Genomic DNA, 23,182 nt, shown 5'->3' with positions numbered 1-23,182 from the left:
CAAACTGTTTTGATGAACTTTTTTGTATCTTTGGCCGGTATAATTTTCAAATTAATTTAAACAAGAAACATGTCGTTACAACAAACAATTGAAAACATTTGGGATAATAGAGATTTATTACAGAATGAAGAAAGCCAGAAGGCGATAAGAGAGGTTATTTCTTTATTGGATTCAGGTGAACTTCGTGTTGCTGAACCTGTAGAAAACGGATGGCAGGTGAATGAGTGGGTGAAGAAAGCTGTGGTAATGTATTTCCCGATTCAGAAAATGGAAACCATTGAGGTAGGTCCGTTTGAATTTCATGACAAAATTCCTTTGAAGAAAAATTATGCAGAAAAAGGAGTGAGAGTTGTACCGCATGCGATTGCCAGAGAAGGATCTTTCGTAGCTTCAGGAGTAATCATGATGCCGTCTTACGTAAATATCGGAGCTTATGTAGATTCAGGAACAATGGTAGATACCTGGGCAACTGTTGGAAGCTGCGCACAGATCGGAAAAAATGTTCACCTAAGCGGAGGTGTCGGAATCGGTGGAGTATTGGAACCGCTTCAGGCGGCTCCCGTAATCATTGAAGATGACTGCTTTATCGGTTCAAGATGTATCGTGGTGGAAGGAGTTCATGTAGAAAAAGAAGCTGTATTGGGTGCCAATGTAGTATTAACCGCTTCTACAAAAATTATCGATGTTACAGGCAGTGAGCCTGTAGAGATCAAAGGAAGAGTTCCTGCCCGTTCAGTAGTTATTCCCGGAAGCTACACAAAACAGTATCCGGCTGGTGAATATCAGGTTCCGTGTGCCCTGATCATCGGACAGAGAAAAGAATCTACAGATAAGAAAACATCTCTTAACGATGCTTTAAGAGAAAATAATGTAGCTGTATAAGCCGTATTTACCTTAAATTTTGAAGAATTATTCTTAAAATTCATATAAAAACCCTGAATATACATTTAGGGTTTATTTTATTGATACCTTTGAAAGATTAAAAAAGCTTATTGAAAAACATGAACATGAAAATTGCCTTCGATGCAAAACGTTTTTTTCATAATACGTCCGGATTGGGCAATTATTCGAGAGATCTTGTAAGGATTCTGTCTCAGTATTATCCTGAAAATGAATATCTCCTGCTGAATAAAAACACCTCAGAACGGGGGAAAGAAATTCTGGAAAGACCTGATGTCCGGTTTGTGGAAACTTCAAAAGGAAAATTCTCAAGGCAGCTGGCAATGGGAAAAGATGCTCAGAAACAGGGAGCTGATATTTTCCATGGGCTTTCCGGTGAACTCCCTCTGAAATGGGATAAAAAACCGATTGTAAAAATCGTGACCATCCATGACCTGATCTTCATGAGATATCCTCAGTATTATTCCTTTTTTGACAGAAAAATTCACTTTTGGAAATTTAAAAAGTCCGCTGAAACAGCAGATAAAATCATTGCCATCTCAGAACAGACTAAAAGAGATATTATCCATTACCTGAAAGTTCCGGAAGATAAGATTGAAGTAATCTATCAGGGATGCCACAAAGCATTCAAAGAGCAGCAGACCGATGAGCAGATTCTCGCGGTAAAAGATAAATTCGGGCTTCCGCAGCGTTTCATTCTGAATGTAGGAACCATAGAGGACCGGAAAAATCTCCTGAATATTGTTAAAGCCATCCAGGGAACAGAAATACCGCTTGTAGTAGTCGGAAGAAAAACCAGATATTATAAAAAAGTAGCTGATTTTATCCGAAAGAACAAAATGGAAAAACAGACCCATTTTCTTGAAGGCGTTTCTATGGATGAACTGGCGGTGATCTATAAACTGGCTGATATTTTTGTGTATCCAAGCTTCTTCGAAGGCTTCGGAATACCGGTTATTGAAGCCCTTTTCTCAAAAACGGTTACCATAACAGGCAATACAAGCTGCCTTCCGGAAGCAGGGGGAAAAGACTCAGTTTATGTTGATCCCGGAAACTATCTTGATCTTAAAGCCAAAATACAATTTCTCTGGGATAATGAATCCGAAAGAAAACGCCGTGCAGAAAAGAGTTTCGAGTTTGTGCAGAAATTTAATGACGAACCGATTGCCGCCCAGATTATGAAACTTTATAAAAAATTAATGTAAAAAAACTTTGCAGTTTAAAAATAAATCCTACATTTGTACCACAATTCAAAATAATGAAACCGAATTTTTTAACAGTACATCATTACTACTATCATCTCTGCAAAGACGGAATTGATTAGTATGCACCTACGTTAAAAATCAAAATAATTAAAAACCGTCTGAGTAAATAGACGGTTTTTTTGTTTCCTGAATTCTTCTTTCCAGAAACTCCCAACAGATCAGTTTTATTTGCTCAGGCTTCAAAAAGAATACAATGAGTAAATTAAAAATTGCAGTTCAGAAAAGCGGCCGGCTGTATGAAGAATCCTTACAGCTTCTCAAAGATTGCGGGATCTTCGTGAATAATGGAAAAGATCAGCTTAAAGTGTCCGTAGACAATTTTCCGATGGAGATTCTCTATCTCAGAAATTCCGATATTCCGCAATATCTGGAAGATGGAGTGGTAGACATTGCCATTGTAGGGGAAAATCTTTTAGCTGAAAAACAGAAAAATATCAGAATCGTTCAGCAACTCGGCTTTTCAAGGTGTCGCGTTTCCCTAGCTGTTCCGAAAGACGTAGAAACCGACGACCTCTCATATTTCCAGGGTAAAAAAATTGCAACATCATATCCGAATACCCTTAACCGTTTTCTGACAAAAAACGGCATCAATTCAGAAATTCATATCATTTCAGGATCAGTGGAAATAGCCCCCAATATAGGCCTTGCAGACGGAATCTGTGATATTGTAAGTTCAGGCAGCACCCTTTTTAAAAACGGATTAAGAGAAACTGTAACCCTTCTGAAATCAGAGGCCGTTCTCGCAAAGACTTCAGAACTCAGTGAGGAGAAAGAAGCTGTTCTGCAAAAATTTGTGTTCAGAATCAAAGCCGTTTTAAAAGCAAAAAACTCAAAATATATCCTTATGAATGTCCCAAATGAAAAAATTCAGGACATTGCTTCCGTACTTCCGGTATTGAAAAGTCCCACCGTCATTCCGTTGGCAGAAAAAGGCTGGAGCAGCATCCATTCCGTGATTGATGAAGAAAGGTTCTGGGACGTCATTGACGAATTGAAAGAAAACGGAGCCCAGGACATATTAATTATTCCGATTGATAAAATGGTTATATAAAGATGAAAATATACAGGTATCCAGAAATAAAAACATGGCCGGAACTTACCAGGCGTCCTGTCATTGAACGGGAAGAGATTTCCCGGCTTATTGCTGACATATTTGAAGCAGTAGCACAAAACGGAGATAAAGCGCTTATTGAATTCAATAAAAAATTTGATAAAGCCGTAACGCCTCAGATTGCCGTCTCAGAAGCTGAAATTGAAAATGCAGCCGGACAGATCAGTGAAAATTTAAAAAAAGCAATCGGGCAGGCAAAAGATAATATATCAAAATTTCATGCTTCACAAATACAGCAAGCCGAAAAAATAGAGACCACATCCGGAGTAGTATGCTGGCGGGAAAACCGAGCTGTAGAAAAGGTCGGAATCTATATTCCGGGAGGAACAGCCCCTTTATTCTCAACCGTTCTGATGCTGGCCATTCCTGCTAATATCGCGGGATGTAAGGAAATTGTTCTTTGCACACCTCCTGACCAGAATGGCAGTGTCAATCCTGCTATTCTGTACACTGCACAGCTTTGCGGAATTTCAAAAATTTATAAAACAGGGGGTGCACAGGCTGTAGCGGCAATGGCCTTAGGAACTGAAAGCATTCCGAAGGTTTATAAGATCTTTGGTCCCGGAAACCAGTTTGTAGTAGCAGGAAAAGAATACGCACAGCGTTATGGTGTTGCCGTAGATATGCCGGCCGGGCCAAGTGAAGTGCTCGTCATTGCAGATCACAAAGCTGTTCCTGAATTCTGTGCGGCAGACCTTCTTTCCCAGGCCGAACACGGAAATGACAGCCAGGTGGTTTTTATCACTACCGATTTTAAAGTATTTAATGAAACAATAGAGGCTGTAGAAAAGCAGCTTAAAAAGCTTCCGAGAAGTGAAGCAGCACACCAGGCGTTGCAGCACAGCTTTTTCATCCTGACAGAAAATCTTGAAAATGCGGTTGAATTCAGCAACCTGTATGCACCGGAACACCTGATTCTGGCGGTAGAGGACTTTGAAAAATATATTCCAATGGTTCAAAATGCAGGCTCAGTCTTCCTGGGTAACTATTCCTGTGAAAGTGCCGGGGATTATGCAAGCGGCACTAACCATACATTGCCTACCAATGCTTTTGCCAGAAACTACAGCGGAGTTTCACTGGATAGCTTTGTCAAGAAAATAACTTTCCAGCACCTGACTAAAAAAGGCCTTCAGAACATTGGAAAAACAATAGAAATTATGGCGGAAGCAGAAGGTCTTTTCGCTCACAAAAATGCAGTATCCATCAGATTAAAACAATAAAAATGAAAGAATTCAGCCTTAACGGTTTAGTAAGAAAAAATATCATAGCACTACAGCCTTATATCAGCTTCAGAGATCATAACGAGTTCATTGCTCCGGTAATGCTGGACGCCAACGAATGCCCGTTCGGAGAGTTCAACAGGTATCCGGATTCGACCCAGAAAAAGCTTAAAAATAAACTGGCGGAGATAAAAGGGGTAAAACCTGCACAGATTGCGGTTGGCAACGGAAGTGATGAGCTGATTGATCTTATCATTAAAGTATTCTGTGAGCCTAAAAAAGACACCATCCTTATGATGAATCCGTCATTTGCGATGTATGGTTTTTATGCTGCGGTCAATGAAAATGAAGTCCTGAAGCTGGATCTGGATGAGAATTTTAAAATGGTAAAAGATGAGTTCTTAAAAAAGACCGGCGAAAAGAACATTAAAATTTTCTTTTTGTGCTCTCCTAATAATCCAACCGGAAACAGTGTGGAGGATATTGAGTTCTTTGTTAAAAATTTTGACGGAATTGTAGTTATTGACGAAGCTTATATTGAATTTTCGGGAAAACGTTCAGGTATAGAACTGCTGTCACAATATCCTAATCTGATTGTCCTTCAGACGTTCTCAAAAGCATGGGGAACAGCAGGAGCAAGAGTAGGTATTGCATACGCTTCAGAAGAAATCATTAGGTTTATCAACACCGTAAAAGCTCCTTACAATGTCAATGCACTGAGCCAGGAACTGATTCTGAATCTCTTAAATGATGAAAACAGACTGAAAGAAAATGTTGAAAATACCCTTCGGGAAAGAGAGTGGCTGAGCGGAGAGTTTAAGAATATTGAATGTATTGAAAAAGTTTTCCCTACTGATGCCAATTTCTTCCTGATTAAAATGAAAAATACAGAAAAGGTATATGAAAAAATGCTTGAAGAGGAAATCCTGACCAGTAAAAGAGCTCCTGCCATTCCGGGATGCATCAGGATCAACGTGGGAAACCGTGAAGAGAACAAAAAATTAATTGGTACACTGAAAAAAATCAGCTCATGAAAAAAGTGCTTTTTATAGACCGTGATGGTACACTGATTATTGAACCTTCCGAAGACTTTCAGGTTGATTCACTGGATAAACTGGAATTTTATCCCGGAGTTTTCCAGAATCTTTCAAAAATAGCCAGAGAGCTGGATTATGAACTGGTAATGGTGACCAACCAGGATGGCCTGGGAACAGAGAGTTTTCCCTTTGAGAATTTTATAAAACCTCACGAAAAGATGCTGAAGGCATTTGAAAATGAAGGGATTTATTTCAGTGATATCCTGATTGACAGCAGTTTTGAATACGAAAATAAACCAACCCGGAAACCTGGAACAGCCATGCTCGAAAAATATAAATACGGGCAGTATGACCTGGAAAATTCCTATGTGATAGGAGATAGAATTACAGATGTTCAACTAGCTGAAAATATAGGGTCTAAAGCTATCTTTTTAAATGAAAATTTTAATGATGAAGCAATTCTGACCACTACAAAATGGGAAGAGATCTACAACTTTTTAAAACAAGGTTCAAGAAGTGCCAAAATCCGCAGAAAGACTAATGAAACGGATATAGAAATAGAAATAAATCTTGATGGAAAAGGCCGTTCGGAAATTTCAACAGGACTGCATTTTTTTGATCATATGCTGGATCAGATCGCCAGACACGGAGGTCTTGATCTGAAAATTAAAGCCAAAGGAGATCTGGAAATTGACGAACACCACACTATCGAAGATACGGGGATTGTGCTGGGAGAGGTATTTTTAAAAGCACTGGGAAATAAAAAAGGAATTGAACGGTATGGATTTCTGCTTCCGATGGATGACTGTCTGGCACAGGCAGCAATAGATTTCGGAGGACGTCCGTGGCTGGTATGGGATGCAGAATTTAAAAGAGAAAAAATAGGGGACGTACCTACCGAAATGTTTTTTCACTTTTTTAAATCATTCACAGATGCCTCAAAATCCAATCTGAATCTCAAAGCAGAAGGAACCAACGAACATCACAAGATAGAAGCTTTATTCAAAGCATTTGCAAAAGCCCTGAAAATGGCAGTAAAACAATCTGATGATACCTATAATTTACCCTCAACCAAAGGCAGTTTATGATCGCAATAATAAAATATAACGGTGGTAACGTCAGTTCTGTTCAGAATGCGTTGCTGCAACTGAATACCGATTCTGTAGTCACTGATGATCCGGAACTGATTCTGAAATCTGATAAGGTTATTTTTCCCGGTGTAGGAGAAGCCTCTTCTACCATGAAACATCTTACAGAAAAAGGTCTTGATACGCTTATACCCACATTAAGGCAGCCTGTTCTGGGAATTTGCCTGGGTATGCAGCTGATGTGCGCTGAGAATGAAGAAGGTACAACCAAAGGCATGGGGATTTTTGACACTCAGGTTAAAAGATTTCCGCCTGAAGACCTTGTTCCTCATATGGGCTGGAATACCGTTTCAGACTTTACATCACCGCTTTTTTCAGGTGTGGATGCAACCAGTGATGTCTATTTTGTGCACAGCTATTACTGTGGATTGTCAGCGTTTACAGCAGCAACGTGCCATTATATTCTTCCGTTCAGTGCTGCGCTGCAGAAAGATAATTTTTATGCGGTTCAGTTTCACCCGGAAAAATCAGGGCTTGTGGGACGCAGAATTTTAGAAAATTTTTTAAACCTTTAGAAATGAAGATTATACCAGCTATTGATATTATCGAAGGCAAATGTGTAAGGCTGTCAAAAGGAGATTACAGCACAAAAAAAATATACCGTGAAAATCCGGTGGACACGGCGAAAGAATTTGAAAATGCAGGAGTCCGGTTTCTCCATCTGGTAGATCTTGATGGTGCCAGGTCCAAACATATCGTTAATCAGAAAGTACTTGAAAATATAGCCAAGGAAACTTCGCTGCATATAGACTTCGGAGGAGGAATAAAAACACAAAAAGATATAGAGACTGCCTTTGATTCAGGGGCGCAGCAGGTGACCCTTGGAAGCATAGCGGTTCAGAGCCCGGAATTCAGTATTGAAATGATCAGAAAATACGGAAGTGAAAAGATCATCTTAGGAGCAGATTGCTACCAGCGGAAAATAAAGATCTCCGGCTGGCAGGAAGAAAGCAGAGAAGATATCATTGATTTTCTTCTGAGATATCAGGAACAGGGAATCCGGCAGGTAATCTGTACTGACATTGCTAAGGACGGAATGTTGGAAGGACCCTCTGTGAAGCTTTATAAAGAGATTCTGGACAAAACCTCGTTGCATCTCACGGCGAGCGGAGGAATTTCATCTATTGCAGATCTGTACGCTGTGAAAGAGCTGGGATGTAAAGGGGCCATTATCGGAAAAGCGCTTTATGAAGGAAAAATAACATTAACAGAACTTCAGAAACTGATTGGAAATGCTTAAAAAGAGAATCATTCCATGTCTGGATATCAAAGACGGAACCACAGTAAAAGGAATTAATTTTGAAGGCCTCCGTAATGCAGGAGATCCCGTAGAACTTGCCGTAAAATATGAACAGGCCGGGGCGGACGAATTGGTTTTCCTGGATATTACGGCAACAATAGAGAACCGAAAGACCTTTGTAAGTCTGGTAAAAAATATTGCTGAAAAATTGAGTATACCCTTCACTGTAGGAGGCGGAATCTCCTCTGTAGAAGACGTCAGAAAGCTTTTGGAGGCCGGGGCGGATAAGATTAGTATCAATTCCTCAGCGGTAAAAGATCCGCAGCTTATTTACCGGCTGGCAAAAGAGTTTGGCAGCCAGTGTGTGGTAGTGGCTATTGATACCCGGTTTTCCGATGAAAAAGATCTGGTTTATATCAGCGGCGGCCGTGTAGCTACCAGTCTTAATACTGTAGAATGGGCTAAAGAAACCGCATCTTTAGGGGCCGGAGAAATTCTCCTGACTTCTATGGATGGAGACGGAACAAAAGCCGGATTTGATCTTCGCATTACACGTCTTGTATCAGAAAATGTCAGGATTCCGGTAATTGCATCCGGAGGAGCAGGAAAAGCAGAGGATTTTGCCGAAGTTTTTAAGGAAACAAAAGCTACAGGTGCCCTGGCTGCCAGTATTTTCCATTTCAATGAAGTGCCTATATCAGAATTAAAAAAAGAATTAAAATCTCAAAAAATTGCAGTACGATGAAAGTTAATTTTAATAAAGGAAATGGTCTTGTACCGGTTGTTATTCAGGATATTCGGACACTTCAGGTCCTTATGCTCGGGTACATGAATGAAGAAGCGCTGGAAAAAACAAAAAAAGAAGGAAGGGTTACGTTTTTCAGCCGTTCCAAAAACAGGCTTTGGACGAAAGGAGAGAAATCCGGGAATTTTCTGAAAGCAGAAAGCATAAATACAGATTGCGACCAGGATACGATTCTGATCAAAGCAGTTCCGGAAGGCCCGGTTTGTCACACCGGAAGCTTTAGCTGTTTTGGTGAAAAGAGCCCCAAAGGCTTTCTGTATGAACTGGAAACCAAAATTTCCCAGAAAATCGATAGTCAGGAAAACGGTTCATACACTTATTCCCTTTATCAGAAGGGCATTAATAAAGTAGCTCAGAAAGTAGGAGAAGAAGCTGTAGAGCTGGTCATCGAAGCAAAAGATAACAATCCGGATTTATTCAGAAATGAAGCGGCTGATCTCCTGTATCATTTTCTTATTCTGCTTAAATCTAAAGGACACACGTTGGAGGAAATTGAAGGGGTGCTTCAGAGCAGGAACAGATAAGCTAATCAAAAAATCTTTTTAAAAATTTTTGAAACAATAGAAGTGAAAAAATTTGAAAGGAGTGGAAGGTTTACAGATTACCGCTTCTATGCATTAAAAAAGGTAATTGCTAATATAAAAAAGCAGGAATTATTTTCCTGCTTTATGAGTTATAAAATACTTTATTTGATTACATTCAATTATCTGTCTATTAAAATTTTACGTACCGCTGTTTGATTTCCTGCTTTAATAATTCCGATATAAGCTCCATTGGCAATTCCTGAGACATTGATTTCAGTTTCATTACTTTTCTTAAGGAGAGATTTTCCGGATAAATCGGTGATTTCAAAGCTCAGATCTTTGGTTTTCATATCAGGAAGCTGAATTGAAATCACATCTTTAGAGGGGTTAGGATAAATCGTAACAGATTCAATTGATTTTGGAAGGTCCTCCTGCGTTTTCATTAATGAGCTGGCAGTAGTAGCAACGGCAAAATGCTGAAGTGCTCCCACGGTTGCTTTTCCTATTTTGTAGATATACAAAGGATCTGTATTGGCAAATGTATCAGCCGTAGTGTGAGGATAAGAGCTTCTTATTCTTTCAAAAAAGCCGGTAATGACTTCACCTTTCCTTTCAAACGGAATATAATCTGTATCTGCGGCCGGATCTACGGCAGTCTGCAGCGGAGAATAAAGGGTGGTGCAGTTTCTAAGCTGTTGTGTTACAGCGGCGGAAGCAGCATTGTTACTTGTTAATCCGCCCTGATCCTGATCGCAGTAGACAACATTGTTGTTATTGCCCATAACACCGCCTACCTGGTCCAGGTTAAAGACCAGCTTGATATCCAATATCCGGGTATTCCCTTGATATGCAATATTGTTGGCGTAATGATAGCTTCCTTTCAGCCCCTGTTCTTCCCCTGAAAAATGGATGAATTTAATAGAATATTCTGTTGGAACATTCCTGAGAATTCTTGCGGCTTCCAGAATAATAGAAGTTCCGCTGCCGTTGTCATTTACTCCGGGCCCGTTAAGGCTGTCAAAATGCCCGCAGATGATCACGTATTTGTTAGGGTAGACCGTTCCGGTTTTGGTAATGACCAAATTTTTAGAACTTGTTCCGCTGAATGTAAAAGGATCTTCTACAATTTGAGAGGCCGAGTAACCGTAAGAAAGATACTTGTTTTTGATCCAGTTAAGCGCATTGGCATTATTTACTGAACCTGTTGTTTTAACGCCTAAATTGGCGAATTCCTGAAGGCTGGTCGTGATATTGGTTTGAGAAACCATATCAGCTCTGTTTTTGTAAGCCTGAATAAGGCTTTGGGCACCAATGCCGTGAAATGCAAATAATGCCAGTGCGATTGTGGTGAGTTTTTTCATATAATTTGTTTGTGGTGTCTATTTCTCAATAATGACTTTTCGGGTCACTGTATTTTGGTCAGATTTCACCGTAACCATATAGGTGCCGCTGGTAAGGCTGGAAGTGGTTATTCTGTCCTCATTTTCTGAATTCAACAGTAAGCGGCCATTCATGTCACTAAGTTCTACATTAAAGCTTTTAATGCTTTCAGGCATCTCAATATGAAGCATATCCTTAGCCGGATTAGGATAAATTCTGATGGCTGTCAGCACATTTTCTGCATGAACTTCATTGGTTCCCAGTACGCTGGATGCAGAGGCAAAGTGCTGAAGAGCTCCTACAGCAGCTTTTCCTATTTTGTAAACATATACAGGATCTACATGAGCAAAAGTATCATTGGCTGTATGGGGACGGGAACTTTGAATATTCTCATAGAACCCGGTAATAATCTCATTTTTCTGTTCAAAAGGAATATAGTCTGATGAATAGGCATTGGTGATCACAGTCTGTAACGGGGAATATAACGTTGTGCAGGTCGCCAGTTCCTGAGTAATCTGGCTGGACATGGCATTGTTGGTAGATAGCCCGCTTATATCTTTTTCACATTTAATCGTCGTGTTGTTATTACCCAGCTGGCCGCCTACCTGGTCTATATTAAATACCAGCTTTACATCAATATTACGGCTGCCATTCTGGTAAACAACATTATTGGCATAATGTTTACTTCCAAAAAGTCCCTGTTCTTCTCCTGAAAAATGAATGAATTTTATAGAATAATCCGTAGGAACATCTTTTAAAATTCGTGCTGCTTCCAGAAGGATAGACGTTCCGCTTCCATTATCATTTACACCGGGCCCGTTAACCGTGTCATAATGAGCACAGATAATTACATACGTATTCGGGTAGAGGGTTCCGGTTTTGGTAATCACGAGGTTTTTGGAACTGATTGTTGTATTGGCATAATCAAAAGTGAAAGGATCTTCCATGATCTGTCCTGTTGTATAGCCATATGAAAGATATTTATTCCTGATCCAGTCGAAAGCATTTGTATTGGCAGGTGAGCCGGTTGTTTTTACGCCTAAATCTCCAAAAGCCTGAAGGTTGGCAGTTATATTGGTTTGGGAAACTTTATTGGCTCTGTCCTGATAAGCCTGAATAAAAGTTTGCCCCTGAAGGTGGTAAGCTGATAAAGAAAGGAGAATAATAGTCGTTATTTTTTTCACTTTTAAATAAAAATTTACAGATTCAATAATTCAGCAAATGTAGATAATAAAAACGAATTTTATTTTATAAAAAACCAAAGATTCCTTCCTTTAATTTTTATTGAATGGAATAAAACAACGGTGGTATGACGTTTAAATGATTAATAGTATGAATAAAATATAATTGATAACCGTAAATCAGTCCGGGCTGTAGCAATGACCCCATAGAATATTTTTTTTCTAATACCTTTGTGATATATGTTTTTTGAAGAATCAGTCTTTAAAGAAGAAAGTCATTTCCCATAACAAAAAATCCCGGACAAAAGCCCGGGATTTATATTGATAACAAAAGTTCTACATTATTTTACTTGATCTACAACAGCTTTGAAAGCTTCAGGGTGATTCATTGCTAAATCTGCTAAAACTTTTCTGTTAAGCTCAATGTTGTTCTTTTTAAGAGCTCCCATAAATTGAGAGTAAGACATTCCGTGCTCTCTTGTACCCGCGTTGATACGAGTGATCCAAAGTGCTCTGAAATTTCTCTTTTTCTCTTTTCTTCCGCGGTAAGCATATTGCATTGCTTTTTCAACCGCATTTTTAGCTACAGTCCAAACGTTCTTTCTTCTACCGAAAAAACCTTTAGCTTGCTTAAAAATTTTCTTTCTGCGAGCTCTTGAAGCTACGGCATTTACTGATCTAGGCATAATTTAAATTGTTTTTTTGAAAAGGGCGGAATATAAAATTCTCTTAGTGGCTCCGTTTCAGGGTTAAAATTTTGAATTTGTTTTGAATTCTTATAAACCGGATATAGATTTATAAAAACTACTTAATGGCTAATTGACGAAGAACGCTCTTTGTGTCCACAGCAGCAACGTAAGAAGTCTGCGTAAGATTTCTCTTCTGCTTAGTTTCTTTCTTAGTTAAGATGTGGCTTTTGAAAGCATTTTTTCTTTTGATCTTACCAGATCCGGTAAGAGCAAAACGTTTCTTAGCACCTGATTTCGTTTTTAATTTTGGCATTGTTTTGCTTTTTTATTGTTTTTGTTATCAATATCTTGTCCATGGTTCCTAAATAGTTTAGGAATAACAGTTTGCAAAGATACAAAAAAAGATTTAATCTTTAGCCTGTAATACCAGAGATTCTAATAAAATATTGTGGGAAGGAATAACGGATATCCTCATCACTTCGCCATCCTGTACAATAGTACTCTGAAGTTTACCATTATCTTTCTGATGATTGATTGATTTTACAGACCATTTTTTAAGCGGAATAGATTTCAGAACCACAGTATAGATATTTCCTTTAATCATATTCTTTACAAGCTTGTTCTGTCTGAAAATACTTAAAGTATCAGTGGTATTTTTAAAGAAATAACCAGGAATTTTCAGTTCATTTTTATCCGTATTTATTCCCGTATTCTTATCATATTTATTAAAATAGAGAATATAATCTTCATTTTTTAACCTGAGGTCAACACGATCATACCGGTCCGTAAATCTTTGATCTTTAGCCATCTGTTCTCCGAAAGAGAAAAAAGGAATACTGCCGGTGTTGAAAATAATGATTCCGGGATTTCTTTTAAGAACATAGTTGGCATCTCCCAATTCATGCCCTAAAGCTCCGTTTCCAAAATTAGCAGGCGGATGCCTCGGAAGGTAATAATCATTTAACCCTAGCATATCTACAGTCGGAAGTTCTGATGAATAGGGAATACATCCTGCTGCGGTAACTGCAATCAGAGTGTTATCCGGGAATGTGCTTTTGAGCTCTTTGCCTAATTCCATCCCACGGAACTCCCATCTTTCTTTGGCCGCTCTGTAATTCTGCGGAATAAACAGCTGTATAACAGCATTAATAATCAGTGCCAGAATCAGCACAGCCTGTATTTTTCTTTGTTTAAAGTTGAATTGGGAGAAAGAGTTCAGCCCTAAAATAATAGCAAACGTAAAGAAAATAAGCAGAACATAATAATGCCTGTTGGCAGGGAAAATATCACCTCCGACTAAGGTTACATAGCCTGCCCATGCTATCATATTTAATAAAAGGTAGAATCCGGACAAACTTTTTTTCCTGAAGACAAGAATATATAAAAAATACAGACCCAGGGAAGAGATAATCAGGGTTCCGGCAAATGCTCTAAGCTGATAATATCCGCCTCTCAGAATATGATGAAAGGTGACTTTTACTTTAACTAGTGCCGTATTAGGAACAATTTCACCATAATAAGTATACCGGAAAGCCAATTGTCCCAAAAGAAACAGAGAAGGGAGAATAAAACTGAAAAGAGCTATTTTAGCTGCTTTGCTTCTGTTTTTGAGATTTACAGCTAACAGGAAGAATGAAGCCAGAAGGGTAAATAAAAATCCATCCGGTCTGGTAAGGGCAAGCAGTCCCAGCCATAAAGAAAGGTAAAGTCCTCTTTTCAGACTTCCGGTATTGATGATTTTTAAAACTTCAATGATAACCAGGGTAACCAGCAGTACATATAGGGGCTGCTCCAGACCCCCGACTGCCCATACAGCAAGGGTAGGTGTTGTCACCAATAATCCCACGGCAAAAAATACAATCTCCTTTTTTACAGGCTGTTGGCTGAAGTATCGGAGAATGATGCCTATCATCCCAACCGTACAGAGAATCCCTAATATCCTTGCTGAAACAATGAGATCAATGCCCAGTTTTCCCAATAAAGAAACTCCGAGAACCCAAAGAAGATTGGAATATCCTTCCACAGGATGGCCGTCGTTCCAGCTCAATCCTTTACCTTCTAAAAAACGCTGTGCATATCGAAGAGAGATCAGGCTGTCGTCTGAGAAAAAAGGGTAGTAGAAGTAGCAGGTCAGTAAAAATACAATAAGGGAAAGAATGAAAAAAAGTCGATATCCGAATTTCATGAATGTGTCAGTTTTTTAGCGCAGAGTTTCCCAAACCTTTCAGGAATTCCGGTTGCAAAATAACAAAAAAACTGCCTCCTAAAAAAGAAAAACTGCAGACGGAATGCCTGCAGTGGGATTTTTTTATGAGCTGAAATCTATGAATTGAAAAATTCCAGCAGATCTTTATTAATTGTCTCTGCTTCTGTGGTTGGCATACCGTGGGGGAAGCCAGGATAAGTTATTAGCTTTCCATTTTTAAGAAGCTGTGCAGATTTAACCGCTGAATCCTTATAAGGAACAATCTGGTCATCTTCACCATGCATTACCAGTACAGGAAAATCAACACTTTTAAGATCTTCTGTAAAATCTGTTTCAGAAAATACTTTAACACAGTCATAATGCGCCTTTATAGACCCCATCATTCCCTGTCTCCACCAGTTTCTGCGGATTCCTTCCGATACGTTGGCTCCTTCTCTGTTAAATCCATAGAAAGGAAGCGTAATGTCAATATAAAATTGAGACCTGTTGTTAGCGGTATTATAGCGGATATCATCGAATACCGAGATTGGTGTTCCTTCAGGATTACTTTCACTTTGTACCATGATAGGAGGTACGGCACTGATTAATACTACTTTTGAAACTCTTCCGTTTCCTCCGTATTTTGCTGCGTACCGGATGGCTTCTCCACCTCCTGTAGAATGCCCGACATGAATAGCATCCTTCAGATCCAGAAATTCCGTAAGTTCTGCTACATCTGATGCGTAAGTATCCATATCATGCCCTGTTTCTACCTGGCTGGACCTGCCGTGACCTCTACGGTCATGGGCAATTACACGAAACCCTTTTTCCAGGAAGAAAAACATCTGTGTGTCCCAGTCGTCTCCTGATAAAGGCCATCCGTGATGAAAGAATACAGGCTGTCCTTTTCCCCAGTCTTTGTAATAGATCTCTGTTCCGTCTTTTAATTGAAATGTGCTCATTGTTCTGCTTTTTTAGTTATTAATAGTATGGTAAATATTCTGGCGTATTGAGAGTATAGCAAATGTAGGGCTAATTTTTTCACAGAATATTGATATAGGATAATATTTAAGGTTAATGTAATAAAGCAAAATCAGCCTTCAAGCCGTATGGAAAGTTTAGTCTGCTTCAAGTAAGGTGATATAATATCTACATTTCAGTCAAATAAACGGAAAAAAGAAAGCTACCTCGTTTGAGATAGCTTTTTTATATTTACTTAGCTGGTTTTTTAGGACTCATCATCATGATCATTCTTTTTCCTTCAAGCTTTGGAAGCTGGTCTACTTTGCCAACGTGCTCCAGTTCCTGAGCAAGTTTCAGAAGTAAGATTTCTCCCTGGTCTTTAAAGATAATCGAACGTCCTTTAAAAAATACGTAGGTCTTTAATTTTGAACCTTCTTCAAGGAATTTTTCAGCATGCTTTTTCTTGAATTCATAATCGTGGTCATCAGTCTGAGGTCCGAAACGGATCTCTTTTACTACCACTTTTACCTGCTTGGCCTTAAGTTCCTTCTGCTTTTTCTTTTGCTCGTATAAAAACTTTTTATAGTCTAATATTCTTGCAATAAAAGGCTCAGCCTTATCGGAGATTACTACCAGATCAAGCTCCTGCTCTGTGGCAAGCTGTCTTGCTTTATCAATTGGATAAACTCCCGGCTCTACGTTATCGCCCACCAAACGAAGCTCTCTCACACGAATTTTATCGTTGATCAAGTGTGCGTCCTCCTGTACCGGACGTCTCTGTGGGCCCCTGTTGTTAAATCTTTGTGCTATTGTATTATAATTTTATTGGTTAATTGCTATTTTATATCATAAAGATTGAGAGACTCAGTAATGATTAATCTCCCGATACTTTAATTTTAACTTAGATGGCTGATTCCTTTTTGAAGTAAGAAACAAAATCTTCCATATTCATTACTCCAAGGTCTCCTTCGCCGCGTCTTCTTACAGAAATTGTGCCGTCTTTTTCTTCATTTTCACCTACTACAAGCATGAATGGAATCTTGTTCAATTCAGCATCACGGATCTTTTTCCCTGTCTTCTCATTTCTGTCGTCAATCTGACCGCTAATATCGTGATTTTCCAAAAATTGTGAAACTTTTTTTGCATAATCTACATATTTTTCACTGATCGGAAGAATTATAAACTGATCAGGGCTCAGCCATAAAGGGAAATCTCCTGCAGTATTCTCCAAAAGGATGGCGATAAAACGTTCCATAGAACCAAAAGGAGCTCTGTGGATCATGACCGGTCTGTGCTTTTCATTATCGTTTCCGATGTAGTGAAGATCAAACCTTTCCGGTAAATTGTAGTCAACCTGGATGGTTCCAAGCTGCCATCTTCTTCCTAAAGCGTCTTTCACCATGAAATCCAGTTTTGGTCCGTAGAATGCAGCTTCACCGTATTCTATTACCGTTTTAAGGTTTTTGTTTTTAGCAGCTGTAATGATGGCATTTTCTGCTTTTTCCCAGTTCTCATCAGAACCGATATATTTTTCTCTGTTATCAGGATCTCTTAAAGATACCTGGGTCACAAAGTCTTCAAAACCTAAAGACCTGAACACATAAAGAACAAGATCAATTACCGCTTCAAATTCACCTAAAAGCTGATCCGGAGTACAGAAAAGGTGGGCATCATCCTGAGTAAAACCACGAACTCTTGTCAGCCCGTGAAGCTCTCCGCTTTGCTCATATCTGTAAACAGTACCAAATTCGGCATATCTTTTCGGAAGATCCCTGTAGCTCCATTGCGAAGTTTTATAGATTTCGCAGTGGTGAGGGCAGTTCATTGGCTTCAGCATGAATTCTTCTCCTTCATTCGGAGTTTTGATCGGCTGGAAGCTGTCTGCTCCGTATTTATCCCAGTGTCCGGAAGTTACATATAATTCTTTTGCCCCGATATGAGGAGACATTACGAATTCATAACCACCTTTTTTCTGAGCTGCAGAAAGGAAATTTTCAAGTTTTCTTCTCAAAGCGGTTCCTTTTGGAAGCCATAACGGAAGCCCGGCACCTACTTTCTCAGAAAATGCAAAAATTCCAAGCTCTTTACCTAGTTTTCTGTGGTCTCTTCTTTTGGCTTCCTCCAGTCTTTCAAGATATTCAGTAAGATCTTTCTGTTTAGGGAAAGAAATACCGTAAACTCTTGTCAGCTGAGGGTTTTTCTCATTTCCTCTCCAGTAAGCTCCGGCAGCATTTAAAATCTTAACTGCTTTTACGATACTGGTGTTAGGAATATGGCCGCCACGGCATAAATCCGTGAAATCATCATGAGTTACAAAAGTGATCTCTCCGTCATTAAGATTAGAGATCAGTTCTACTTTATAAGGATTATCTGCATACACCTTCAATGCTTCTTCTTTAGAAACAGGGTATAATGAGAATGTTGAACCTTTTTTAGCATTTTCCAATACTTTCTTTTCAATCTTCTCAAAGTCTTTTTCAGATAAGCTTTCGTCTCCGAAGTCTACGTCATAATAGAATCCGCTTTCAATAGCGGGACCAATGGTCAGCTTAGCATTAGGATAAAACTCAAGGATTGCCTGTGCCAGAAGGTGGGCAGAAGAATGCCAGAACGCTTTCTTTCCAAGATCATCATTCCAGGTAAGCAGCTGTACCGTTGAATCCGTCGTTATAGGTGTGGTGGTTTCTACTTGTTTACCGTTTACAACTGCGGAAATGGTATTTCTAGCCAATCCCTCGCTGATAGATTTTGCCACATCTAAAGGAGTAACTTCTCCTTCGAATTCTTTGACGCTATTGTCTGGAAGTGTAATTTTTATCATTGTTTACTAAGAAATTTTAAGATGCAAAAATACGCATTTTTTAGATAATATACTATATGAGCATCTATTTAGAATGAGATTTAATATAAAAAATAGAAAAGATATTTGTGCTTTTGATATCATTGAGTTTTATAAGTAGATTTTCATGGAAAAATTATTCAAATTCCTTGTTTAGAGAAGAAGTAAAAAGCATGAAGTACGCCGCTTTGTATATTGAGCCGTATTTCTTCTCTAAAACATCAGAAATCAAACAAAAATAAACTTTTTATATATGGAGACTTTCAATATAGACCTGCATTGTGCGCTCTGAGATCTATAACGGAAATTTTTTAGCTCATGTCAGCAGTTCAATCAGTGAAGATTAAAAATGTTATAAGATATTTGTAATCAATAGGATTTGTGGAAAACAGATTATAAACAGCTAACTTTTTCTTTTATATTTTACTTTCTGCTTGATGATTTCAATCACATCTACATTTTTCACCTTAGATTTTACCCAGCCATGAATGTCGATATAAAGAAGAGATCTTCTGTAATATTCATTTTGGGAAAAGATTTCCAGTTTTTCATCAAATGCTTTAAATGCTTCCTGCTGTTTGTTTAAAACCAGACCATTAAGCTCTTTAAAAAAACGGATGCTTTCATAATGGAACTCTTCAGGCTTTTTCATTTTCCGGGTAAACTTTAATGTAGAAGTAATAAACTCGTCATAGTCTTCATCATTCCCTGATTCATGTTTGGCCATCAGAATGAGGATTCTTGTATGAAAGAGAAGGTCTTCCTGTACATTTCCGCGGCATTCTACCACTTTCATGGAATATTCAATGGATTGGTCATACATTTTGCTTCCGAAAAACATCGCTGCCATTTTCAGATAAAGAATCATGAAATGGTGTTCATCAATCTTTTCTTTCATGCGTTCCATTTTCAGTTCAATTTCCGGAATCAGCTTTGTGCCTGCAAAAAACTCACCTTTTACAAAATGAATGTTCATGAGGGTATTATAATGAGTCAGAAAGATCAGTGACTGGAGGTTCTCATTCTGAGCAAAGTTTTCAGCATTCACTGTGGTATTGAAATTTTCAAAATGTTCTTCCAGGATATCAATGTTTCCATATAAGAACAGGATTTTCAGGAGATAGGTATTTCCTTTTATGTACCATACAGGATGGCTGAAGATCATTTCCGGTTTTTTATGAAACAGATCAACCCACTGGTAGGCGTATTTCAGGGTATATTTATATTCCTGTAACAGTTGGTTTTTCCAGACATGAGCTTTAAAATACCATAGTTTTTCTGTGAAGTTCAGCTGGTCCGGATTGATATTTTGGATCTGTGCATTGAAGATTTCCAGTATTTCTTCCCGGTCCTTATCATTTTTTGCATAGCCATGGGTAAGCATTTCGCTGTACAGTTTTAATGAAAGATTGGAGAGTTCTGTAGCGTAATGATTTTGTCTGCTTACTTCGCGGGATTGTCTGATCAGTTCATCCGCGCGGCCTTCAATACTTCTTGTAATGAATTGTGATTCAATTACCTTTTCAAGGTCAATAATTTCAGAAGCGATACTTTTTTCATCCAGTTCCAAAGCTGTTTGCTTCGTTTTATCCAATATTTTTAAAGCCTGTTTATAAAGTCCTTTCTGATATAGAATATTGGCGAAATCCAGCTGCTCACGAAGCTGGATCCTGTAATTCTGATGACTGGGATTCATCCGCAGGCTGACTAAGATCTGCTTGTATAAATGGGCCTTAAGATTGGATAATTGCTGTTTGGTGGATATCTTTTTCTCAATAACAATATTTTCATCATATTCTTTCATTTTATCCATTTCTGAAAACAGCAGCAGAAATTTTGCATCTGTATTTATTCCGAGACGGTTCACATAAAGTTTGAACTGTCGTTTTTCTGATGTAGTCAAAGACTTGACAAGGACGAACAAAAAATCTTTCTGCAATTCTGCCATTGTAAATTAATGAATTGTAATTACTTGGTTTTTAATAAAATACGGTTATTTTGCCGGCTGTTGGATATTGTAATTTTCAGAATTATTGAAAATAAAAAAATATTGTAAGCTGTAGTTTTGAATCAAAATTAAGTAAAATATTAATTATGAGTTCTGAAAAAATTGAAATTTTTGACACCACATTAAGAGATGGAGAGCAGGTTCCCGGATGTAAGCTGAATACCCGGCAAAAGCTGATTATCGCCGAAAGCCTTGATGAACTAGGGATTGATGTAATAGAAGCTGGTTTCCCGATTTCAAGCCCCGGGGATTTTGAATCAGTTTCAGAAATTTCAAAATTGATACGGAATGCTAAAGTGTGCGGACTGACAAGAGCCAACAGAAAAGATATTGATACTGCTGCAGAAGCTTTAAAATATGCAAAGAGGCCACGTATCCACACCGGAATTGGCACTTCTGATTCTCATATCAGATATAAATTCAACTCAACCAGGGAGGATATTCTTGAAAGAGCTGTTGAGGCTGTAAAATATGCTAAAAATTACGTGGAAGATATCGAATTTTATGCAGAGGATGCCGGAAGAACGGATAATGTCTATCTGGCAAAGGTTTGTGAGGAAGTTATTAAAGCAGGGGCTACGGTTCTTAATATTCCGGATACCACAGGATATTGTCTTCCTGAGGAATACGGTCAGAAAATAAGGTACCTGAAAGAAAATGTAAAAGGTATCGAAAAAGCTGTTTTATCCTGCCATTGCCATAATGATCTGGGGCTGGCTACAGCTAATTCCATTGCAGGAGCGGCCAATGGGGCCCGTCAGATTGAATGCACCATTAACGGATTGGGAGAAAGAGCAGGAAATACGGCTCTGGAAGAAGTGGTAATGATCCTGAAGCAGCATAAACATTTAAACCTGCATACCGATGTAAATTCCAGGATGCTTAATGAGATGAGCCTAATGGTCTCAGATCTGATGGGAATGCCGGTGCAGCCTAATAAAGCGATTGTAGGAGCCAACGCATTTGCCCACAGTTCCGGGATTCATCAGGATGGTGTTATCAAAAACAGGGAAACCTATGAAATTATTGATCCTGAGGAAGTAGGAGTGAACGCATCTTCTATTGTCCTTACAGCAAGGAGCGGGCGTTCAGCGTTAGCGTACCGTTTCAAACATATCGGATATGATATAACCAAAAATGAACTTGATTTTCTGTATCAGGAATTTTTAAAAATAGCCGATATAAAAAAAGAAGTAAAAAATGACGACCTGTACCTGATGATGGAAACTTTCAGCAGGAAAATAGGATAGATGAAGATGAATAATCACGACAGAATAGCAATGAATACGAGTAAAAAAACTCTTTTTGACAAAGTGTGGGATGCCCACGTTGTGGAGACGGTTCCAGACGGTCCACAGATTATCTATATTGATAAACATCTTATTCACGAAGTAACAAGTCCCCAGGCCTTTGCAGAGCTCGAAGCCAGAAATCTGAAAATATTCAGACCGGAACAGATTGTAGCCACTGCTGATCATAATGTTCCGACACTTGATCAGGAGCTGCCGATCCGGGATGAACTTTCCCGGAATCAGGTTCAGCAGCTGGAAGAAAACTGCAGGAAAAATAATATTGAGCTTTTCGGACTTGGGCATCCGTATCAGGGAATTGTACACATTATTGCCCCGGAGCTGGGGATTACCCGTCCCGGAATGAGTATTGTATGCGGAGACAGCCATACGTCTACACACGGAGCTTTCGGAGCGATTGCTTTCGGAATAGGAACCAGCCAGGTAGCTCAGGTTTTTGCCAGCCAGTGCCTGCTTTTGAATAAGCCTAAATCAATGAGGATTACCGTAAACGGAAAATTGAATAAAAATGTTCAGCCTAAAGATGTGATCCTCTATATCATTTCTAAAATAGGAACAGATGGCGGAACAGGTTATTTCTGTGAGTATGCAGGGAATGTATTTGAAGAAATGTCTATGGAGGGAAGAATGACCGTCTGCAATATGAGTATCGAAATGGGGTCAAGAGGCGGTATGATTGCTCCGGATGAAATAACTTTTGCTTATGTGAAGGGAAAACCTTTTGCACCTCAGGGGGAAGAATGGGAAACCGATCTGGCATACTGGAAAACTTTAAAAACAGATGAGGGAGCTGTATTTGACCGGGAACTGAGCTTTGACGCATCTGAAATTCATCCTATGATTACTTATGGAACTAACCCTGGAATGGGAATTTCTGTCCACGAAATAATTCCGGTTCCACAGAATGAATCTGAGGAAAAAGCCCTCCGCTACATGGGATTGGTAGCAGGACAGACCGTTTCAGATATTAAAGTGAATTATGTATTTATCGGAAGCTGTACCAATGCAAGAATAGAAGATTTCAGGTCAGCGGCACAATACATTAAAGGAAAGAACAAGGCGGACAATGTTAAGGCTTTGATTGTTCCCGGGTCTCAGCAGGTGGTAAAACAGATTTATGAAGAAGGTCTTGACCGGATTTTTAATGAAGCAGGGTTTCAGATCCGTCAGCCAGGATGTTCTGCTTGTCTTGCTATGAATGATGATAAGATTCCGGAAGGCGAATATTGTGTTTCTACTTCCAACAGGAATTTTGAAGGCCGGCAGGGGCAGGGAGCCAGAACGATACTGGCCAGTCCTCTTACAGCTGCTAAAGCCGCTATTGAAGGGAAGATATCAGCTTTTGAAAGTTTAAATTAAAGGTTTAAAAACATATTT

Annotated in this window: 21 protein-coding genes; 12 read left to right on the top strand and 9 right to left on the bottom strand. The window is 39.0% G+C overall.

What is annotated here, in order from left to right; all coding sequences use genetic code 11:
* Positions 1 to 69: 69 nt before the first annotated feature.
* From AOB46_RS12385 to hisIE, 10 genes are all read left to right on the top strand, one after another.
* Positions 70 to 882, top strand: coding sequence for a 2,3,4,5-tetrahydropyridine-2,6-dicarboxylate N-succinyltransferase (locus AOB46_RS12385; protein WP_062699734.1), 813 nt, complete (start codon positions 70 to 72; stop codon positions 880 to 882).
* 125 nt (positions 883 to 1,007) lie between these two features.
* Positions 1,008 to 2,105: a glycosyltransferase family 4 protein gene (locus AOB46_RS12380; RefSeq protein WP_062699857.1), complete on the top strand. Its 1,098-nt coding sequence runs from the start codon at positions 1,008 to 1,010 to the stop codon at positions 2,103 to 2,105.
* Positions 2,106 to 2,358: 253 nt separating this feature from the next.
* Positions 2,359 to 3,216 (top strand): ATP phosphoribosyltransferase, encoded by an 858-nt coding sequence (gene hisG, locus AOB46_RS12375; protein WP_062699732.1) that lies wholly within the window; start codon positions 2,359 to 2,361, stop codon positions 3,214 to 3,216.
* A 2-nt stretch (positions 3,217 to 3,218) separates the two neighbouring features.
* A complete protein-coding gene (gene hisD, locus AOB46_RS12370) occupies positions 3,219 to 4,496 on the top strand; it encodes a histidinol dehydrogenase (RefSeq protein ID WP_062699730.1) in 1,278 nt (425 codons plus the stop codon).
* A 2-nt stretch (positions 4,497 to 4,498) separates the two neighbouring features.
* Positions 4,499 to 5,530 carry a histidinol-phosphate transaminase gene (hisC, locus tag AOB46_RS12365; RefSeq protein ID WP_062699728.1) on the top strand — a complete coding sequence of 344 codons (1,032 nt, stop codon included), beginning with the start codon at positions 4,499 to 4,501 and terminating at the stop codon, positions 5,528 to 5,530.
* Positions 5,527 to 6,621, top strand: a complete 1,095-nt coding sequence (gene hisB, locus AOB46_RS12360; protein ID WP_062699726.1) for a bifunctional histidinol-phosphatase/imidazoleglycerol-phosphate dehydratase HisB — start codon at positions 5,527 to 5,529, stop codon at positions 6,619 to 6,621. The genes hisC and hisB overlap by 4 nt, the downstream gene beginning before the upstream one ends.
* Positions 6,618 to 7,196, top strand: coding sequence for an imidazole glycerol phosphate synthase subunit HisH (gene hisH, locus AOB46_RS12355; RefSeq protein WP_062699724.1), 579 nt, complete (start codon positions 6,618 to 6,620; stop codon positions 7,194 to 7,196). The genes hisB and hisH overlap by 4 nt, the downstream gene beginning before the upstream one ends.
* Positions 7,197 to 7,198: 2 nt before the next feature.
* Complete coding sequence (gene hisA, locus AOB46_RS12350) at positions 7,199 to 7,921, top strand: 1-(5-phosphoribosyl)-5-[(5-phosphoribosylamino)methylideneamino]imidazole-4-carboxamide isomerase (protein WP_062699722.1); 723 nt, start codon at positions 7,199 to 7,201, stop codon at positions 7,919 to 7,921.
* Entirely contained in the window at positions 7,914 to 8,666 is a 753-nt protein-coding gene (gene hisF / locus AOB46_RS12345) for an imidazole glycerol phosphate synthase subunit HisF (protein ID WP_062699720.1), read from the top strand. Before hisA ends, hisF begins: the two co-directional genes overlap by 8 nt.
* Positions 8,663 to 9,250 carry a bifunctional phosphoribosyl-AMP cyclohydrolase/phosphoribosyl-ATP diphosphatase HisIE gene (gene hisIE, locus AOB46_RS12340; protein WP_062699718.1) on the top strand — a complete coding sequence of 196 codons (588 nt, stop codon included), beginning with the start codon at positions 8,663 to 8,665 and terminating at the stop codon, positions 9,248 to 9,250. The genes hisF and hisIE overlap by 4 nt, the downstream gene beginning before the upstream one ends.
* 179 nt (positions 9,251 to 9,429) lie before the next feature.
* On the opposite strand, the gene AOB46_RS12335 is transcribed toward hisIE, so the two are convergent.
* The 9 genes from AOB46_RS12335 to AOB46_RS12295 all read right to left on the bottom strand — a co-directional run bounded on the left by AOB46_RS12335 (position 9,430) and on the right by AOB46_RS12295 (position 20,435).
* Positions 9,430 to 10,611, bottom strand: coding sequence for a M28 family peptidase (locus AOB46_RS12335; RefSeq protein WP_062699716.1), 1,182 nt, complete (start codon positions 10,609 to 10,611; stop codon positions 9,430 to 9,432).
* Positions 10,612 to 10,629: 18 nt separating this feature from the next.
* Complete coding sequence (locus tag AOB46_RS12330; protein ID WP_062699714.1) at positions 10,630 to 11,814, bottom strand: M28 family peptidase; 1,185 nt, start codon at positions 11,812 to 11,814, stop codon at positions 10,630 to 10,632.
* Between the two features lie 338 nt (positions 11,815 to 12,152).
* Positions 12,153 to 12,497 carry a 50S ribosomal protein L20 gene (gene rplT, locus AOB46_RS12325; RefSeq protein ID WP_034694451.1) on the bottom strand — a complete coding sequence of 115 codons (345 nt, stop codon included), beginning with the start codon at positions 12,495 to 12,497 and terminating at the stop codon, positions 12,153 to 12,155.
* A gap of 118 nt (positions 12,498 to 12,615) precedes the next feature.
* On the bottom strand, positions 12,616 to 12,813 hold the full coding sequence (gene rpmI / locus AOB46_RS12320) for a 50S ribosomal protein L35 (protein WP_062699712.1): 198 nt from the start codon (positions 12,811 to 12,813) through the stop codon (positions 12,616 to 12,618).
* A 93-nt stretch (positions 12,814 to 12,906) separates the two neighbouring features.
* Complete coding sequence (locus AOB46_RS12315; RefSeq protein ID WP_062699710.1) at positions 12,907 to 14,685, bottom strand: hypothetical protein; 1,779 nt, start codon at positions 14,683 to 14,685, stop codon at positions 12,907 to 12,909.
* A gap of 137 nt (positions 14,686 to 14,822) precedes the next feature.
* Positions 14,823 to 15,647, bottom strand: a complete 825-nt coding sequence (locus tag AOB46_RS12310; protein ID WP_062699708.1) for an alpha/beta fold hydrolase — start codon at positions 15,645 to 15,647, stop codon at positions 14,823 to 14,825.
* Positions 15,648 to 15,897: 250 nt separating this feature from the next.
* On the bottom strand, positions 15,898 to 16,398 hold the full coding sequence (gene infC / locus AOB46_RS12305; protein WP_172617123.1) for a translation initiation factor IF-3: 501 nt from the start codon (positions 16,396 to 16,398) through the stop codon (positions 15,898 to 15,900).
* Between the two features lie 151 nt (positions 16,399 to 16,549).
* Entirely contained in the window at positions 16,550 to 18,469 is a 1,920-nt protein-coding gene (gene thrS, locus AOB46_RS12300; protein ID WP_062699706.1) for a threonine--tRNA ligase, read from the bottom strand.
* 421 nt (positions 18,470 to 18,890) lie between these two features.
* Positions 18,891 to 20,435, bottom strand: a complete 1,545-nt coding sequence (locus AOB46_RS12295; protein ID WP_062699704.1) for a hypothetical protein — start codon at positions 20,433 to 20,435, stop codon at positions 18,891 to 18,893.
* 146 nt (positions 20,436 to 20,581) lie between these two features.
* On the opposite strand from AOB46_RS12295, the gene AOB46_RS12290 reads away from it, so the two are divergent.
* Positions 20,582 to 21,745, top strand: coding sequence for a 2-isopropylmalate synthase (locus AOB46_RS12290; protein WP_082377083.1), 1,164 nt, complete (start codon positions 20,582 to 20,584; stop codon positions 21,743 to 21,745).
* Positions 21,746 to 21,775: 30 nt separating this feature from the next.
* Positions 21,776 to 23,164 (top strand): 3-isopropylmalate dehydratase large subunit, encoded by a 1,389-nt coding sequence (gene leuC / locus AOB46_RS12285; protein ID WP_062699855.1) that lies wholly within the window; start codon positions 21,776 to 21,778, stop codon positions 23,162 to 23,164.
* The last annotated feature ends 18 nt before the right edge of the window (positions 23,165 to 23,182 follow it).

Origin of the sequence: Chryseobacterium indologenes (genome assembly GCF_001295265.1) — a bacterium.
GTDB classification, from domain to species: Bacteria; Bacteroidota; Bacteroidia; order Flavobacteriales; family Weeksellaceae; genus Chryseobacterium; species Chryseobacterium indologenes_A.
Note: the sequence above shows the minus strand (reverse complement) of the source record. Positions and strands in the feature narration are given on the sequence as shown.

Excerpts from the sequence above, each read along its gene's own strand:
- AOB46_RS12295 (WP_062699704.1), bottom strand. The coding sequence starts at position 20,435 with ATGGCAGAATTGCAGAAAGATTTTTTGTTCGTCCTTGTCAAGTCTTTG.
- AOB46_RS12385 (WP_062699734.1), top strand. The coding sequence starts at position 70 with ATGTCGTTACAACAAACAATTGAAAACATTTGGGATAATAGAGATTTA.
- hisB (WP_062699726.1), top strand. The coding sequence starts at position 5,527 with ATGAAAAAAGTGCTTTTTATAGACCGTGATGGTACACTGATTATTGAA.
- hisIE (WP_062699718.1), top strand. The coding sequence starts at position 8,663 with ATGAAAGTTAATTTTAATAAAGGAAATGGTCTTGTACCGGTTGTTATT.
- AOB46_RS12310 (WP_062699708.1), bottom strand. The coding sequence starts at position 15,647 with ATGAGCACATTTCAATTAAAAGACGGAACAGAGATCTATTACAAAGAC.
- thrS (WP_062699706.1), bottom strand. The coding sequence starts at position 18,469 with ATGATAAAAATTACACTTCCAGACAATAGCGTCAAAGAATTCGAAGGA.
- AOB46_RS12335 (WP_062699716.1), bottom strand. The coding sequence starts at position 10,611 with ATGAAAAAACTCACCACAATCGCACTGGCATTATTTGCATTTCACGGC.
- hisA (WP_062699722.1), top strand. The coding sequence starts at position 7,199 with ATGAAGATTATACCAGCTATTGATATTATCGAAGGCAAATGTGTAAGG.
- AOB46_RS12290 (WP_082377083.1), top strand. The coding sequence starts at position 20,582 with ATGAGTTCTGAAAAAATTGAAATTTTTGACACCACATTAAGAGATGGA.
- hisH (WP_062699724.1), top strand. The coding sequence starts at position 6,618 with ATGATCGCAATAATAAAATATAACGGTGGTAACGTCAGTTCTGTTCAG.
- hisF (WP_062699720.1), top strand. The coding sequence starts at position 7,914 with ATGCTTAAAAAGAGAATCATTCCATGTCTGGATATCAAAGACGGAACC.
- hisD (WP_062699730.1), top strand. The coding sequence starts at position 3,219 with ATGAAAATATACAGGTATCCAGAAATAAAAACATGGCCGGAACTTACC.
- leuC (WP_062699855.1), top strand. The coding sequence starts at position 21,776 with ATGAATACGAGTAAAAAAACTCTTTTTGACAAAGTGTGGGATGCCCAC.
- AOB46_RS12315 (WP_062699710.1), bottom strand. The coding sequence starts at position 14,685 with ATGAAATTCGGATATCGACTTTTTTTCATTCTTTCCCTTATTGTATTT.
- rplT (WP_034694451.1), bottom strand. The coding sequence starts at position 12,497 with ATGCCTAGATCAGTAAATGCCGTAGCTTCAAGAGCTCGCAGAAAGAAA.
- hisG (WP_062699732.1), top strand. The coding sequence starts at position 2,359 with ATGAGTAAATTAAAAATTGCAGTTCAGAAAAGCGGCCGGCTGTATGAA.
- AOB46_RS12380 (WP_062699857.1), top strand. The coding sequence starts at position 1,008 with ATGAAAATTGCCTTCGATGCAAAACGTTTTTTTCATAATACGTCCGGA.
- rpmI (WP_062699712.1), bottom strand. The coding sequence starts at position 12,813 with ATGCCAAAATTAAAAACGAAATCAGGTGCTAAGAAACGTTTTGCTCTT.
- hisC (WP_062699728.1), top strand. The coding sequence starts at position 4,499 with ATGAAAGAATTCAGCCTTAACGGTTTAGTAAGAAAAAATATCATAGCA.